The sequence below is a fragment of the Bradyrhizobium sp. SZCCHNRI1009 genome, from assembly GCF_032487575.1.
GTDB lineage: Bacteria > Pseudomonadota > Alphaproteobacteria > Rhizobiales > Xanthobacteraceae > Bradyrhizobium.
In genome coordinates this window covers 228,507-244,860 of the sequence record NZ_JAUEUL010000008.1, presented here as the reverse complement: position 1 = coordinate 244,860, position 16,354 = coordinate 228,507, and the positions used below count along the sequence as shown (strand labels likewise).

The window sequence follows — 16,354 nt, the reverse complement described above, 5'->3', positions numbered from 1 at the left end:
CGGATCTACCCCCGGCGAATCAAGTGCCCGCTGATGCTCTTCGTTGCCGTTCGCAAGCCGCCATGCGGCATTATGATGCGGCAAGCGAAGCATCCCGGCTACGGCTTCAGATCGGGCGGCAATGGCGGGTCTTCCCGCATCAGGGTGATCGTCACGCGGCGGTTGGCTGCCAGCGACGGGTCGTCGGGAAACAGCGGCTGGGTGTCCGCCTTGCCGGAGACGGCATAGATGTGGCTCGCCGGCAGCCCTTCCCGCTCCAGGATCTGGCGCACCGCATTGGCGCGGTCCGCCGACAGGTCGAAGCCGCCATAGTCGCTGCGGGCGGGAACGAAGCCGGCGGCCGTGTGCCCGGTGATCTGGACCCGAAGCGGGGTCGCCTTGAGCGGGGCAGCCAGCTTCTCTATCAGGCGTCGCGTGCGGTCGAACGGCACCTTCGAGCCATCAGCGAACATCGACCGCCCGTCCTGGTCGACGATCTCCAAGTTGAGACCCTGCTTGGTCTCTTCGAACATGATGTGCTTGGAGATCTCGGTCATCTCCGGCATGTCCTGCAGCGCCTGGCGCAGCGAGGCGGACGCCAGCGCGAACTGGCGATCGATCTTCAGCTTGGCGCCATTGGTATGCTGGCGCTCCTCCTGCTCGGGGCTCGGCTCGCGCGCGGTCTCCTCCGGCGAGATGTGGGCGGCGTTCTTGAGCTTCGGCCGGGTCGGCAGGCCGTCGGATTCCACGATGCCCGAATAGCGCGACTCGGTCTGCACGCCGAAGGCGTCGCGCATCGAGCCTGCGACGACCTTCAGCTTGGCGTTGTCCATGGTCGAGAACGCGACCAGCATCACGAAGAAGCTGACCAGAAGTCCCATCAGGTCGGCAAAGGTCACGAACCAGCCGTGACCGCCGCCATGCGCATCGCCCCTCTTCTTCTTGGCCATTGCCTACCCCACCCCGGATCGCCCCGCCGCAGCCGATCAGGCCGGCACGGGCTCGCCTTCGGCGTGGCGATGCTTCTCCGGCAGATAGGCCAGGAGCATTTCGCGGACCAGGGCGGGACTCTTGGAGTCGCGGATCATCAGGATTCCGTCGATGATCAGCGTCCGGTTGGTTTCCTCGTCCAGCAGCTTGCCATGCAGCTTGTCGGCGATCGGCAGACAGATCAGGTTCGACACCAGCGCGCCGTACAGGGTCGCGAGCAGCGCGGTCGCCATGAACGGGCCGAGCTTCGAGGGGTCGGTCATGTTGGCGAACATCTGCACCATGCCGATCAGCGTGCCGACCATGCCGAACGCCGGGGCGCAGTCGCCGATGGCGCGATAGATCTTGCTGCCTTCGTCCAGATGCATCAGGAAATTGTCGCGGTCACGCTCGAGATTGTCGCGGATGAATTCGAGGTCGTAGCCGTCGGCCACGTATCGGATTCCCTTGGCGAGGAACGGCTCGTCGGTCTCGACCTTTTCCAGGCCGACCGGGCCCTGCTTGCGCGCGATCTCGGCGATGCGGGCGAGCTCGTCGACGAGCTCGCGGGCCGACAGGCGGCTCATGGTGAAAGCGTACTTCATTCCAAGCGGAACACCGTGCAGCATGACGCCCAGCGGGAAGCGAATCATGGTGGCTGCGATCGAACCGCCGAAGATGATGATTGCGGCGTGCTCGCTGACGAACATCTCGAGATCGCCGCCCAGCAGCATCATCGTCGCGATGACGATCACGCCAGCCACGAGCCCCGCACTCGTCATAATATCCATGAGTCAACTCCACCGCGTACGCAAACCACGGACCCTGCCGGACCGACGCGGTGCTTCTGGACCGCATGTCACGACACTAAATGTCCGCCATTAAGGACGAGTTACTGAATTCGGTAGGCATAATGAAAGGTAAACAGCAGCGCCGCAGACGACGCCGACCTCGCTCAAGCGACCGACGATCCGGACTTGAGCAGGTTCGCCGCGGCGAAGACGGCTGACTGATCGAATGATCGCTGCATCTTGTGGACCATCTCCAGCATCTGCGCCGGCTCCATCGTCGCCGATCCCACCTCGAGCTCGCGCGACAGGCGCGACAGCGCCGAGAAACCGAACGTCGCCGACGAGCTCTTGATCGAATGCGCCTCGCGCCTGAGTTCGAGGCGATCCTCGAACTTGGCCGCAAGCGTGCCGAACTTTCCGGACGTGTCGTCGAGGAACGTGCGCAGGACCTCCAGCGCATCCTCCTCGCCGAGCTCGGAGACCAGGATCTGATAGACGGATTCGTCGAATTGCACCCAGTCGGTCATGCGACAAGCCTTTCCTTGTGTGTAGCAGCGGCCGCGCGAAGCAGAGCGGCATTCAGTCGATCGCGCGTGACCGGCTTGGTCACGAAGTCGTTCATGCCGGCGTCGGTGCACGCCAGATGATCCTGGCTGGTGGCGTTGGCCGTCAGAGCGACGATGTAGATGTCCTGCGCGGGCGGCGGCAGCGAACGGATCATCCGCGTCGCCGTGAGCCCGTCCATCTCGGGCATCATCATGTCCATGAGCACGAGGTCGTAAGGCTGCTTCTGCACGGCTGCGATCGCCTGCGTGCCGTTCTCGACGATGTCGTAGCCGTGACCAAGCTTGTCCAGGAGCTTTTTAATGACGAACTGATTGGTCAGATTGTCCTCGGCAACGAGGATCTTCAGCGGCGCGAGGCTGCCCGGACGTTCCTCGGCGATCGTCTCGCCGACCGGCACGATGGTCGCCTCGGGCGCGCTCACCTGCTCGACGTCCGGCTGCGGCTGGACCTGGATCGAGAAGGTGAAAGTGCTGCCCTCGCCCACCTTGCTCTGCACCTTGATGTCGCCGCCCATGCAGGTGACGAGGCGCTTGCAGATCGCGAGCCCCAGACCGGTGCCGCCGAAGCGGCGCGAGATGGAATTGTCGACCTGCGAGAACTGCTTGAACAGCCGGCTGACGGCGTCTGCGGGAATGCCGACGCCGGTATCGGCGACCGAGAACACCAGCGTCAGGTTCGGCCCGGCAAGGTTCTCGGCACGCACATCGATATGGACGCCGCCCGATTCGGTGAATTTGAGCGCATTGCCGACCAGGTTGAACAGCACCTGGCGCAGCCGCGCGGGATCGCCGACCACGTAGTTCGGCACGTCCGGCGCGATCGACGTCGTCAGTTGCAGGCCCTTTTCCCTGGCGCGGGACACCAGCAACTCGGCGGTCGCCGTCACCGACCGGTGCAGGTCGAACTCGATGTGCTCGATCTCCAGACGATCGGCATCGAGCTTGGAGAAATCGAGGACATCGTTGAGCAGTTGCAGCAGGTAATCGGCCGACTCGCGCAAGGTTGTCGCGATCTTGCGCTGCTCCGGCGCGAGGTCCGCCGACAGCAAGAGATCGGCAAGGCCGATGACGCCGTTCATCGGCGTGCGGATCTCATGACTCATCATCGCCAGGAATTCGGAGCGCGCCCGCGTACCTGCCTCGGCGGCATCGCGTGAGGCGGCAAGTCCCGCCTGATAGCGCGCAATCAGGATCGTGATGATGCCGATGACCACCGTCAGCAACGCCCCGACCAGCAGATCACGATCGCGGTTGAGCTTGAAGGCGCTGAAGATCTCCTCGGAGGCCTGACCGACGATGACCACCAGCGGCAGATCCTTGATGCGCTGGAACGAGTAGATGCGCGTGATGCCGTCGATCAGACTTTTGAAGGTGTAGAAGCCGCTGCTTCTGTGCTGAATGGCGCTCATCACCGGGCTGCCGGCGAGCGAGGATCCCACGCCCCCCGGACCGGCCGAGGCCCGTGCGCGCACGATGCCGTCGAGACCGAGGAGTGTGACATTGCCCTTCTTGCCGAGATCGACCGAATTGTAGAAGCTCGACAGATATTCGGGGTCGAGCGAGACCACCACCACGCCGCCGAACGAACCGTCCGGCATGATGATGCGGCGGGTCAACTGGATCGACCATTTGTTGGAGACACGGCCGAAGATCGGCTTGCTGATGAAGAGAAAATCATCCTTGCCGTCGGCATGAACGCGGAAGTGCTCGCGGTCGCGCAGGTCGAGGCCGCGCATCTTCGGATCGATGTTGCTAGACAGCATGATGCCGTCCTTGCCGATCACGACGACCTGAAACGAGAAGTCGGACAGGAACTGGCTGTTCTTCGACCATAGCGACATGTCGAAGTTGTGCGGGTCCCTGGCATAGGAGTCGCGGACGTAGAGCAAGGTCTGATCTGCCGCGCGGATCGAGCGGATGATCTGCTCCTCGAACGCGCGGGCCAGATTGGCGCCGTTCTTCAGCGCCGACTGCTCGGTGCGCGTATACTCTTCGGAGATCGTGTAGAAGATGCCGGCCCACACCAGCGCGATCGCCGAGAGGCCGATCGCGGCACTGCCGAAATGTCCGATCAGCCGAACCATCCTGTCGACGGTCCGGTCGACCCGCCCGAACAACGGCCTCGATTTCGATATCAGCCTGCGCATGTCCTTCGCCCTCGGGCGACATGCCTATCGGGACGGGCTAGCCATCAGGTAAAGCTTGATGGATAAAATCTTCTCAACGAGCGACGGCCGCTTAACCTTCGGCGAGTCCAGGCCTGTTTGCGGGTAATTCGTCACCGCGTTCGACATTTTCGGCCGAAGCTCAGTCGTCCCCCCGTAGTCATCCGGATGCGGTTGCAGCGTCGCAGTTCGGCGAGCGCCCTGCGCAAGGCCGGCGAGCCGCACCGTCGAGCGGCACGGCTCGCTCATTTGGACCGGAGCGAAGCGACGCTCAATGAATCTCCGCCGACCGCTTCAAGGCGGCCTTGAGCTTCTCGAGCGAGAAATCCGCAGACCGCGCGATGTCCAGGATCGGCGTTTCACGGCGCGCGCACAGCTCGGCCGCCTCGGGAAGCTTCGCGGCGATGTCGGCGGGGATGACGATCGCACCATGGCGATCGGAGTGGATCAGGTCGTCCGAGCGCACGGTCATCCCGGCGACGCGGACCTCGCCGCCGAAGCTCTCGGCATGCACCCACGCGTGCGACGGACCGATCGAGCCCGCCAGAGCCTGGAAGCCGGCAGCCCATTGCGGAATGTCGCGGATCGATCCATCCGTGATCACGCCGAGGCAGCCGAGCGCCTTGTGGACGTTGCTCTGCACCTCGCCCCAGAACGCGCCGTAGCCGATGTCGGGGCCATCGATATCCTGGATCACGACGATGCGCGGACCATGACCGGTGCCGACATATTCGTAGTAGTCGGTGCGCCGCCTCGCCTGCTCGTCCGCCGGCAGGCCCGACTTGACGACGGACCGGATCGTCGCCGTCCGCGCGTAGCCGACCATGGGCGGCAGGTCCGGGAACGGGCACACCAGCGGCTTGGTCGTGTAGCCGATCAGGCGGCGCTCGGGCGCCACGATCTCCATCGCGTTGCAGATGGTCGGCGTGTCATAGCGCGCGAGCGCCTCGAGGACGGAAGCAGCGAGGGGCGCGGCGGCAGTGCTTGTCACGGGCGTTTCTCCGGATGATGCGGACGGCATTCGCGGGCCGTCCTTGGCCATCCGGTATAACTGAGGCGCCGAAGCCGGCAAAGCGCGGGCTCGGTCGGGGCGCCCTGCGCTCAGTGCAGCCGTTCCGGCGGCCGCTGCCCCTGCTCCGCCGCCGGCACGCCGGTCGGCGCAAAAGCCGTCGTGGATGAAGACGAGGCGTGCGACGCTGCAGCCGCGGCACCAAGGACCGCGGCGTGCCGCGCCGCCTGCTGCCGATACAGCCGCCAGCCGAACGGAAGGCTCAGGATGTAGAGGATCGATCCGGCCGACAGGATGTGCCAGGGATAGACCACCAGCAGCGCGACGAAGAACACCACCGCGGCGAACACCGGCAGCACGAGTTCGGGCGAGACGCGCATCCGCGCGGTCTTGCCGGAGAACACCGGCAGCCGCGACACCATCAGGAAGGCGATCAGCAGCGTGTAGAACGCCGTCAGCAGCGCCGGCGGCCTCGGCAGGTCCAGGAAAGCCAGATAGACGGGCAGCAGCACGGTGATGGCGCCGAGCGGGGCCGGCACGCCGGTGAAGAAATTGGCGGCGAAGGGCGGCTTGTTGGGATCGTCGATGCTGGCGTTGAAGCGCGCCAGCCGCAGCCCGCCGCTGATGGCGTACATCATGGCGGCGATCCAGCCGCCGTCGTGCAGCTCATGGAGCTGCCAGAAGTACAGGATCAGGCCGGGCGCCACGCCGAAATTGACGAAGTCGGCCAGGCTGTCGAGCTCGGCGCCGAACTTCGACTGGCCCTTGATCATGCGGGCGATGCGGCCGTCGATGCCGTCCAGAAAGGCGGCGAAGACGATGGCGCCGACGGCGAGCTCCATCCGCCCCTCGGTCGACAGCCGGATTGCGGTGAGGCCGGCGCAGATCGCCAGCAAGGTGATCATGTTCGGCACCAGCAGCCGCACCGGGATCGGGCGGAAACGGCGGCGGCGCAGTTCGGGAGAGTTCAGATCGAAGCTCATGATCACACCACGTGCGGTTTGTCCGGGAACTTGTGCCTGAACACGGCTCAAGGTCTCCTTAATGGGTCACCAGCGGGCAGCGACGGTTCACTGGCTCCGGAACGTCAGGCCGGGCACGGGCACGTCGAAATCGGCCAGGATCGTCTCGCCGGCGATGGCGGTCTGCCCCTCCGAGACCAGAACCTCAGTGCCGTCAGGAAGATAGACGTCGAGCCGCGAGCCGAAGCGGATCAGGCCGAAGCGCTCGCCCGCGCCAATGGTCTGCCCCTCGCGCACGAACGACACGATCCGGCGCGCCACGAGGCCGGCGATCTGGACCACGCCGATGCGGCCATGCGGCGTCGAGATCGCGAGCGAGTTGCGCTCGTTGTCCTCGCTCGCCTTGTCGAGCTCGGCATTGATGAAGGCACCCGGACGGTAGGAGATCTTCTCGATCCGGCCGGCCACCGGGCTGCGGTTCACATGGACGTTGAACACGCTCATGAAGATCGAGACCCGCAGCAGCGGCCGGTCGCCGAGGCCGAGCTCGGCCGGCGGCAGGGCGCGCGTGATCATGGAGATGCGTCCGTCGGCCGGCGCCACCACCAGCCCTTCCCGCTGCGGCGTGACCCGGATCGGGTCGCGGAAGAACAGCGCGCACCAGACGGTGAGCAGCGTGCCGATCCAGCCGAGCGGGGTGAATATCCAGAACAGGATCAGGCTGACGAGGGCAAATCCCCCGATGAAGGGGTAGCCTTCCGGGTGGATCGGCGGGATCTGAGCGCGGATGGAATTGCTGATCGACATGGCCTGCTTCGTTGAGTGTTGTCGCTCTGACCCTCAGAGCGGACCGCCGCCTTGACTAGGTCGATGGCCGGCGAAGGTCAAAATGAATCCTTAATGCAGTCTTGAGTTCAGATCAGGGCGGTCCGCAGCATCATTCGGCGGCGCTGGCTACCCGTCCCGCCAGATCCGGCCCGGCGACATCCGGTTCGCCCCGATCAGGCGGATTGCGGTTCGGCGCCGTGGCCTCATCGCCGATCTGCGCCAGTTTTTCGCGCGCCTCCTCGGCCTCGCGCTGCCGGTTCCACATGCCGGCATACAGCCCGCTTTTGGCCAGCAGCTCGGCGTGGGTGCCGCGCTCGGCGATGCGACCCCGGTCGAGCACGATGATCTCATCGGCCGCTACGATGGTCGAAAGCCGGTGCGCGATCACGAGCGAGGTGCGGTTGCGCGACACGCCATCGAGCGCCTCCTGGATCTCGTGCTCGGTATGGCTGTCCAGCGCCGAGGTCGCCTCGTCCAGCACGAGGATCGGCGGCCCCTTCAGGATGGTGCGGGCAATCGCGACGCGCTGCTTCTCGCCACCGGAGAGCTTGAGGCCGCGCTCTCCCACCTGGGTCTCGTAGCCCTTCGGCGCCATCCGGATCAGACCGTCGATCTGGGCCAGCCTCGCCGCCTCCTCAACAGCGGCGTCGTCCGCATCCCAGCGTCCGTAGCGGATGTTGTAGCGGATGGTGTCATTGAACAGCACGGTATCCTGCGGCACCATCCCGATCTGGGCGCGCAGCGACATCTGGGTAACATCGCGGATGTCCTGGCCATCGATCAGAATGCGGCCGCCGGAGACGTCGTAGAGCCGAAACAGCAGCCGCGAGATGGTCGACTTGCCAGCACCGGACGGCCCCACGATCGCGACCGTCTTGCCCGCCGGCACCTCGAAGCTGAGCCCCTGCAGGATCGGCCGCTCCGGCTCATAGGCGAAGCGGACATCCTCGAAGCGGACGTTGCCGGAGGTCACCACCAAAGGCGTCGCTCCGGGAGCATCCTTCACCTCGGCATCGCGCGTGAGCACGCCGAACATCTTCTCGATATCGATGATGGCCTGCTTGATCTCGCGATAGACCATGCCCATGAAGTTCAGCGGCTGGTAGAGCTGGATCATCATGCTGTTGATCATGACGAAGTCGCCGACGGTGTTGCGCCCCTGGCGCACGCCCTGGGCGCACATCAGCATGGCCACCGTCAACCCGACCGTGAAGATCACGGCCTGCCCGGCGTTGAGCACCGCCAGCGAGGTATAGGTCTTCACGCTGGCCCGCTCGTAGCGCTCCATCGAGCGGTCGTAACGTTCCGCCTCGCGCGCCTCGGCGCCGAAATACTTCACCGTCTCGTAGTTCAAGAGCGAGTCGATCGCCTTGGTGTTGGCGTCCGTATCCGAGTCGTTCATGCGGCGCCGGATCTCGATGCGCCACTCGGTCGCGATGTAGGTGTAATAGAGATACGCCGCGACCATGGTCAGCGTGACCAGCACGTAGCGCCAGTCGAACTGCCACAGCAGCACCGCGGTCAGCAGCGAGACCTCGACGATGGTCGGGATCAGCTGCAGGATCACCATGCGCACGATGGTCTCGATCGCGTTGCGGCCGCGCTCGAGCACGCGGGTCAGGCCGCCGGTCTTGCGCTCCAGATGGAAGCGCAGCGACAATTCGTGCATGTGGACGAAGGTGATGGTCGCGAGCTTGCGCACCGCATGCATGGCGACACGGGCAAAAATACCGTCGCGCCACTGCGTCAGCACCGCCATCAGCACCCGAATCCCGCCGTAGCTTGCGGTCATGACGATCGGCGAGGCCACCAGCCAGAACGCCCAGTTATCGGGCGCGATCGGCGCGGTGTTGGCGCCGGTCAACGCGTCGGTCGCCCACTTGAAGGTGAAAGGCAGAACCAGCGTCGCCACCTTGGCCGCGAGCAGCAGCACCACGGACCACAGCACGCGCATCTTCAGATCGGCGCGATCGCTCGGCCAGATGAACGGCCACAAATGGCGCAGCGTGCCGGCCAGCGTTCCCTGCTCGAGGGACGACGGCGGCTGGTTGGCGGCTGGATCGGAGGACAAATCAGGGGGCATCAAGCGATCTGGAACAGCAGGGGTCTTGGCATGTTGTGATGCCGGGCGTTGCCTGCGTCATATAGAGTGTCCCGACGCCACATGCACCGGTGCGTCGACGGAATCCGTTGCGGCGGCGCAGTATTTGCATACTTGTTTTCAGACAAATGGATCGAGACTGTCCGCATCTTTCCGCAAATGCCCGTGAATCCAACCCGTCCGCCGTCGTCTTGACGCCTTTCAACTGCAGTGTCACACCGCTCCAATGACTGAAATCCGCACCGTTTGCGTCTATTGCGGCTCCGGCCCGGGGACGAATCCCAGCTTCATCGAATCGGCGAAGGCACTCGGCAAGGCGCTTGCCGAGAACGGCGTCAGGCTCGTTTATGGCGGCGGCTCCATCGGCATGATGGGCGCGGTCGCCAAGGCGGTGCTCGACCATGGCGGCGACGTCACCGGCATCATTCCGGACTTCCTGGTGAAGAAGGAGGTCATGATGCCGCTCAAGGATCTCATCATCACGCCGGACATGCACGAGCGCAAACGGCTGATGTTCGAGCACTCCGACGCGTTCGTGGCCCTGCCCGGCGGCATCGGCACGCTCGAAGAGCTGGTCGAGCAGTTGACCTGGAAGCAGCTCGGACGCCACGCCAAGCCGGTGCTGATGGCCAATATCGACGGCTTCTGGGAACCGCTGTTCGCGCTGCTGGCCCACATGCGCGAGACCGAGTTCATCCGCCCCGGCTTCCAAATCGAGCTGCTCAAGGCCGAACGCGTCGAGGACATCCTGCCGCGCCTGCGCGAGGCCGCCGCCCGCGTCGCCAAGGAAGAGACCGAGATGGCGCCAGAGATCGCCAAGCGGCTCTGATCCCTATTCGGCCGGAAACGTCACCGCCTCAATCCGATTGCCGTCGGGATCGAGCACGAACGCCGCGTAATAGCGCACGCGGTCATGCGGCCGCAGCCCCGGTGCGCCGTCCGAGACACCGCCTGCCTCCAGCGCCGCGGCGTGGAATGCATCGACGTCGTCGGAGCTCCTGGCACGGAAGCAAAGGTGCGAGCCCGTCTCGGCGGATACCCGCGCCATGCCGGCGCGCAGATTGATCCAGAATTCCGGATAACTCTTGCCGAAGCCGATCGTGCTGGGACGTTCGACCAGGCGCGTCAAACCAAGCGGCGCCAACGTGCGCTCGTAGAACCGCGCGCTGCGGGCGAGATCGCTGACACCGACTGAGACGTGGTCGATCATGCGTTTGCTCCTGCCCTCTCCGCGTCATTGCGAGGAGCGAAGCGACGAAGCAATCCAGAGTCGTGCATTCAGCCCTGGATTGCTTCGCTTCGCTCGCCATGACGGATGCATCACCTCAACCCGGCGCGCCGGACTTCACCAGCTTGTAGAACACCGAATCCATCAGCGCCTGGAACGAGGCGTCGATGATGTTGGGCGAGACGCCGACCGTGGTCCAGCGCTCCCCCTTTTCGTCCTCGCTTTCGATCAGCACGCGCGTGACCGCCTCGGTGCCGCCATTGAGGATGCGGACGCGATAGTCGATCAGCTTGAGGCCGTCGATGTAGCCCTGGTATTTTCCGAGATCCTTGCGCAGCGCGACGTCGAGCGCATTGACCGGACCGTTGCCTTCGGCCGCGGAGATCAGCCGCTCGCCGGCGACGTCAACCTTGACGACGGCCAGCGCCACCGTGACGCGCTCGCCTACCGCGTTGTAGCGCTGCTCGACATTGACGTCGAACTGCTCGACGCGAAAATACTCCGGGACCGAGCCCAGTGTACGCCGCGCCAGCAGCTCGAACGAGGCGTTGGCGGATTCGTAGGCATAGCCCGCGGCCTCGCGCTCCTTCAGCTCCTCGACCAGGCGCGTGAGCTTCGGATCGCTCTTGCTGAAGGGGACGCCGCCGCGCTCCAGTGCTGCGATCACGTTGGAGCGGCCGGCCTGGTCCGACACCAGCACCTTGCGGCGATTGCCGACGCTCTCGGGCAGCACGTGCTCATAGGTCTGCGGATCCTTCAGCACGGCCGAGGCATGGATGCCTGTCTTGGTCACGAAGGCGCTCTCGCCGACATAAGGCGCGTGCCGGTTCGGGGCGCGGTTCAGCATGTCGTCGAGCGTGCGAGAGACCTTCACGAGGCCGCTGAGCTGCTCGTCGGAGACGGCGATCTCGAAGCGCTCAGAGAACTCGGTCTTCAGCTTCAATGTCGGGATCAGCGAGCACAGATTGGCGTTGCCGCAGCGCTCGCCGAGCCCGTTCAAGGTGCCCTGGATCTGGCGCGCGCCGGCGCGGACCGCGGCCAGCGAATTCGCGACTGCCTGCTCGGTGTCGTTATGGGCGTGGATGCCGAGGTGATCGCCCGGCACCTGCTTGACGACCTCGCCGACAATCGCTTCGATCTCGTGCGGCATGGTGCCGCCATTGGTGTCGCACAGCACGACCCAGCGCGCCCCGGCCTCATAGGCCGTGCGCGCGCAGGCCAGCGCGAACGCCGCGTTCTCCTTGTAGCCGTCGAAGAAATGCTCGCAATCGAGCATCACCTCGCGCCCTGCTGCCTTTGCGGCCGTCACGCTGTCGCGGATCGAGGCGAGGTTCTCCTCGTTGGTGGTCTCCAGCGCGACGCGCACCTGATAGGCGGATGACTTCGCGACGAAGCAGATCGCGTCCGCCTTGGCGTCCAGCAGTGCGGCGACGCCCGGATCGTTGGACACCGAGCGTCCCGCCCGGCGCGTCATCCCGAAGGCAGTGAAGCGGGCATGGCCGAGCTTGGGCTTGGCGGCGAAGAACTCGGTGTCGAGCGGGTTGGCGCCGGGATAGCCGCCCTCGACATAGTCGATGCCGAGATCGTCGAGCATGCGCGCGATGGCCTGCTTGTCGGCCAGCGTGAAATCGACACCGTTGGTCTGCGCGCCATCGCGCAGGGTGGTGTCGAACAGATAGAGTCGTTCCCTGCTTGTGCCTGCCCTGCTCATGCCTGCGCTCCCCCGGAGCCGAGCGTCTTCTTCATCGTGGTGTTGGCGAGCCACTCGCCATTGATGGAGACGCTGTTGCGCTGCTGCGCGACGTAGCCGCGCTTGCGGAAGAATTCGACCGCCGTGTCGCTGGCGTCGACCGACAGGCCGGTCGCGCCGCGCGCGCCCGCCAGCTTTTCAAGTGCGTCGCACAGCAGGGCGCCGACACCCTGCCCCGCCGCGTTCGGATGGACGTAGAGCATGTCGATGTGATCGTTGCCCTTCAGCGCGGCGAAGCCGACCGGCGATCCCTGAAGGGTCGCAATCAAGGTGAGCTCGGATGCCAGCCTCTTGCCGAAGCCCGTCTCATCCTCCGCAGCGGACGCCCAGGCCTCCTGCTGCTCCTCGCTGTAGTCGTCACCTGTCAGCCCCTGGATGCTTGCGACGAAGATCGCGGCGAGCAGCGGCGTATCAGCCGGAAGAAACGGCCGCAGTGCGGGCCTCGGGAGAGCCTGTCCCATGTGTCACCACATGCCGTAGAGTTTCGTGACCAGCGCCACTGCGCCCGCGATCAGCAACAGTTTGAGCAGGATGTAGTACAGCCAGTGCCGCGGAAACGGGGTGTCGGGCTTGCTCATCGCGCAATCTCCCAGGTCGTGACCGGCTTGCCGTCGGCGCCTTTGCCATCCTTCAATACAACGCCCATCGCCGCGAGCGCGTCGCGCAGGCGATCGGACTCCTTGAAGTCCTTCCGCGCGCGGGCCGCGGTACGCTCGGCGATCAGGCCTTCGACCTCGGCGGCGTCCACGCCCTTGGCCTGCTGCTTTCGCGCTTCCCATTGCGCGACGGTTTCCGACAGGAAGCCCGCGAAACGAAGCGAGCCGGCAAAGGCAGCGCGATCAGCCTCGCCGCCGGACGCCGCACGGCTCCGCAACGCGTGCAGTTCTGCGATCATCAGCGGCGTGTTGAGATCGTCGGCGAGCGCCGCGATGATCTCAGGCTCCGGCTGCTCGCCCGGGGCATCGGCCGCCGCGCGATACCAGTCGTCGAGCGTCTTCGCGCTCTCCTCCAGGCCCTTGACGGTCCAATCGGCCGGCGACCGATAGTGCATCTTGAGCATGTTGAGGCGCAACACCTCGCCGGGCCAGTCCGCCAGCAGGTCACGGATGGTGACGAAGTTGCCGAGGCTCTTCGACATCTTCGCGCCCTCAACCTGCACGAACTCATTGTGCAGCCAGTAATTCGCCATCACCGGCGTGCCGTGCGCGCAGCGCGATTGCGCGATCTCGTTCTCATGATGCGGGAAGATCAGGTCGAGCCCGCCGCCATGGATGTCGAAGACCTCTCCGAGATAGGCTGCGCTCATCGCCGAGCACTCGATGTGCCAGCCCGGACGTCCGCGGCCCCATGGGCTGTCCCAGCCCGGCTCGTCCTCCGACGACTGTTTCCACAGCACGAAGTCGGCGGGGTTCTTCTTGTGCGCGTCGACGGCCACGCGCGCGCCGGCAAGCTGCTCGTCGAGCTTGCGGCCCGACAGCGCGCCATAGTCCGGCATCGATCGGGTGTCGAACAGCACCTCGCCGCCCGCCTCGTAGGCATGGCCGCGTGCGATCAGTTGCTGGATGAGCGTCACCATGTCCGCCTTGCCGTCGGGGCGCGGCAGCACGAAATCGGTGGCACGCGGCTCGAAGGTTGGCGGCAGACTGCCGAGCGCGGACGCGTCACTATGAAACTGATTGGCGGTCACCTCGGTGACCTTACGGATTGCCTCGTTCAGCGGCAGCCCGGGAAAGTCGCGCGCGGCGCGCGCGTTGATCTTGTCGTCGACATCCGTGATGTTGCGGACGTAGGTGACGTGCTTCTCGCCATAGAGATGCCGCAGCAGCCGGAACAGCACGTCGAAGACGATCACCGGGCGCGCATTGCCGATATGGGCGAAGTCGTAGACCGTCGGTCCGCAGACATACATGCGGACGTTGTCGGGATCGAGCGGCACGAAGAGGCGCTTCTCCCGCGATGCGGTGTCGTACAAACGCAAGTCCATGGTCCGTCCCCGAATGCCCCTGTGCTCACCGCCTCGCCGGACCGACCGGTCCATGACGAGGCGGAACGGGTGTCCTACGCCGAACGACCGCCCGCGAGCGGCAACGGCACGAATCACGCTTCCGACCTGCCGGCCGGGCGTCCTGATCATCTCTGTTGAGAAAAGACGGCCTCAGCCAGCGAATCGCTAGCGCGTAATCTCGCGGCAAATGCAGCGGATGGCGAGGAAACCGTTCATGAAAGTCACCATGATGCAGCGGCGTGTCGCCGTCAAGAGCCGCAAAACGGCCGCTTTCACTGCCCAAATGCTCGCGCCCCGCCTCATGGTTAATCATTTTTAACCTTTTGGGCCTAACCATGAGTTGTCTCCTACACCCACCGGTGCACCATGCGAATCTCCCCGGCGCTGCTCGCCTGCTGTGTTCTCCTCGCCGCCGCGACCACCGCCACGGCGGAGAGCCGCATCTTCATCATCGCCAACGAAGCCGACGGCTACGGCGTCGACCAGTGCCTCGCCAAGGGCGACCGCTGCGGCGCCTCGGCTGCGCGCTCGTACTGCCAATCACGGGATTTTGCACAGGCCTCTTCCTATCGCCGCGTCGACCCCGATGAAATCACCGGATCGGTGCCGAAAGCCGGCGCAAACTGCGCCCATGGCGGCTGCAGCGACTTTGTCGCGATCACCTGCCAGCGCTGAGACGGCCGGGAACGGCGGTTCCCGCCACCCCAGCGCCCCGGAAACGACGTGACGATGCCCGACAAAGCGGCTATGGGATGCCCGCCGCTGCCGCGATTTTTCCGAATTCTGTGCTAGTCCCGCGGCTGCACCCATGGACCGGAATACCGCATCTTGATCGCATCCCTGTCTCCGCGCCTGTTGGCCGTGTCTGCGCTGCTCGGACTGACGCTGACCGGCTCGCACGCCCTCGCGCAATCCAGCTCCGATTCCTATGCGCAGATGCCGCCGGGCCCGCCCGGACCGCAGGCCGGCGTCAATCCGATCTGCCCACGTCTGGAAGCGCAGCTCGCCTCGATCGATCGCGGCGGTGGCGGCGATCCCGCGCGTGAGGACCAGATCCGGCGTTATCAGGACGCGGCCGCCAAGCAGCAAGGCGAGCTCGACCGCGTCAGCATGCAGGCCAAGCGCATGGGTTGCGACAGCCCCGGCTTCTTTTCGATCTTCAACGGCCGCGCGGCCGAATGCCAGCCGGTGAACAACCAGATCCAGCAGATGCGCTCCAACCTCGACCAGATCATGGGCAGCCTGGAGCGTCTGCGCAGCGGTGGGTTCGGCGGTGAGCGCGACAACCAGCGCCGCTCGGTGCTGGTAGCCCTCGGCCAGAACAATTGCGGCCCGCAGTACCAGCAATATGCCAATGCAAACGCCAATCGCAGCGGCGGCGGCAACTTCCTGACCAGCCTGTTCGGCGGCGGGGCCGACAGCAATCCCGCCGCATCGCTGCCGCCGCCGAGCGCCGATCTCGCGGCGCCGCAGGGCACCTTTCGGACCGTGTGCGTGCGCAGCTGCGACGGCGCCTATTTCCCGATCTCGTTTGCCACCGTTCCCGGCCGCTTCGCCGACGACGAGCGCGCCTGCAAGGCGCAATGCCCTGCCGCCGACGCGACGCTGTTCACCTATCGCAATCCCGGCGAAGACATGAACCAGGCGGTCTCGGTCAACGGTCAGCCCTACACCGCGCTGCCGAATGCCTTCAAGTTCCGCACCGAGTTCAACCCGAGCTGTTCCTGCAAGGCGCCGGGCCAGACCTGGGCGGAGGCACTGAAGTCGATCGACGACCGAGCCACCGCCGCCGAGCAGGGCGACATCATCGTCACCGAGGAGAGCGCCAAGCGCATGCAGCAGCGCCAGACCGGCAGGGCGCCGGCGAACGCCGCCAGGAAGGGTGCCGCGCCGGCCGAGGCCGCAGCGCCAGCGACCGCGGACATCACGACCAGCGCTGGCGGCGACAAGCAGATCCGCACGGTCGGACCGACTTTCATCCCGCAGCGCTGATCGAGTCAG

At 65.4% G+C, this 16,354-nt stretch carries 14 protein-coding genes and 1 pseudogene; 3 read left to right on the top strand and 12 right to left on the bottom strand.

Features of this window, described 5'->3' with window-relative positions:
• Positions 1–98 precede the first annotated feature (98 nt).
• From QX010_RS16895 to QX010_RS16860, 8 genes and pseudogenes are all read right to left on the bottom strand, one after another.
• Positions 99–929, bottom strand: coding sequence for a flagellar motor protein MotB (locus tag QX010_RS16895; protein ID WP_315803099.1), 831 nt, complete (start codon positions 927–929; stop codon positions 99–101).
• Between the two features lie 36 nt (positions 930–965).
• A complete protein-coding gene (locus QX010_RS16890) occupies positions 966–1,739 on the bottom strand; it encodes a motility protein A (RefSeq protein ID WP_315714499.1) in 774 nt (257 codons plus the stop codon).
• A gap of 164 nt (positions 1,740–1,903) precedes the next feature.
• Positions 1,904–2,266, bottom strand: coding sequence for an Hpt domain-containing protein (locus QX010_RS16885; RefSeq protein WP_315803098.1), 363 nt, complete (start codon positions 2,264–2,266; stop codon positions 1,904–1,906).
• A complete protein-coding gene (locus QX010_RS16880) occupies positions 2,263–4,452 on the bottom strand; it encodes a hybrid sensor histidine kinase/response regulator (RefSeq protein ID WP_315803097.1) in 2,190 nt (729 codons plus the stop codon). Before QX010_RS16880 ends, QX010_RS16885 begins: the two co-directional genes overlap by 4 nt.
• Positions 4,453–4,741: 289 nt before the next feature.
• Positions 4,742–5,461, bottom strand: a complete 720-nt coding sequence (locus QX010_RS16875) for an RraA family protein (protein ID WP_315803096.1) — start codon at positions 5,459–5,461, stop codon at positions 4,742–4,744.
• A 110-nt stretch (positions 5,462–5,571) separates the two neighbouring features.
• Positions 5,572–6,462 (bottom strand): phosphatidylcholine/phosphatidylserine synthase, encoded by an 891-nt coding sequence (locus tag QX010_RS16870; protein WP_315803095.1) that lies wholly within the window; start codon positions 6,460–6,462, stop codon positions 5,572–5,574.
• An 87-nt stretch (positions 6,463–6,549) separates the two neighbouring features.
• Positions 6,550–7,254 (bottom strand): annotated as a pseudogene (locus QX010_RS16865) (phosphatidylserine decarboxylase); the annotation flags it as partial.
• Between the two features lie 124 nt (positions 7,255–7,378).
• Positions 7,379–9,352 carry an ABC transporter ATP-binding protein/permease gene (locus tag QX010_RS16860; RefSeq protein WP_316180688.1) on the bottom strand — a complete coding sequence of 658 codons (1,974 nt, stop codon included), beginning with the start codon at positions 9,350–9,352 and terminating at the stop codon, positions 7,379–7,381.
• Positions 9,353–9,596: 244 nt separating this feature from the next.
• Here QX010_RS16860 and QX010_RS16855 point away from each other — a divergent pair, with 244 nt between their 5' ends.
• Complete coding sequence (locus QX010_RS16855) at positions 9,597–10,199, top strand: TIGR00730 family Rossman fold protein (RefSeq protein ID WP_315803093.1); 603 nt, start codon at positions 9,597–9,599, stop codon at positions 10,197–10,199.
• A 3-nt stretch (positions 10,200–10,202) separates the two neighbouring features.
• Here the strand turns inward: QX010_RS16855 and QX010_RS16850 are convergent, their stop codons facing one another.
• The 4 genes from QX010_RS16850 to cysS form a co-directional block, all read right to left on the bottom strand.
• Positions 10,203–10,580 carry a VOC family protein gene (locus tag QX010_RS16850; protein WP_315803092.1) on the bottom strand — a complete coding sequence of 126 codons (378 nt, stop codon included), beginning with the start codon at positions 10,578–10,580 and terminating at the stop codon, positions 10,203–10,205.
• Between the two features lie 115 nt (positions 10,581–10,695).
• On the bottom strand, positions 10,696–12,309 hold the full coding sequence (gene cimA, locus QX010_RS16845; protein WP_316180686.1) for a citramalate synthase: 1,614 nt from the start codon (positions 12,307–12,309) through the stop codon (positions 10,696–10,698).
• Entirely contained in the window at positions 12,306–12,809 is a 504-nt protein-coding gene (locus QX010_RS16840; protein WP_316180684.1) for a GNAT family N-acetyltransferase, read from the bottom strand. Before QX010_RS16840 ends, cimA begins: the two co-directional genes overlap by 4 nt.
• 113 nt (positions 12,810–12,922) lie before the next feature.
• Positions 12,923–14,332, bottom strand: coding sequence for a cysteine--tRNA ligase (cysS, locus tag QX010_RS16835; RefSeq protein WP_316180682.1), 1,410 nt, complete (start codon positions 14,330–14,332; stop codon positions 12,923–12,925).
• Positions 14,333–14,719: 387 nt separating this feature from the next.
• Here cysS and QX010_RS16830 point away from each other — a divergent pair, with 387 nt between their 5' ends.
• Together QX010_RS16830 and QX010_RS16825 are read left to right on the top strand one after the other, a co-directional pair.
• Positions 14,720–15,028: a hypothetical protein gene (locus tag QX010_RS16830; protein ID WP_316180680.1), complete on the top strand. Its 309-nt coding sequence runs from the start codon at positions 14,720–14,722 to the stop codon at positions 15,026–15,028.
• Positions 15,029–15,181: 153 nt separating this feature from the next.
• Positions 15,182–16,345: a DUF2865 domain-containing protein gene (locus tag QX010_RS16825; RefSeq protein ID WP_316180679.1), complete on the top strand. Its 1,164-nt coding sequence runs from the start codon at positions 15,182–15,184 to the stop codon at positions 16,343–16,345.
• Positions 16,346–16,354 lie beyond the last annotated feature (9 nt).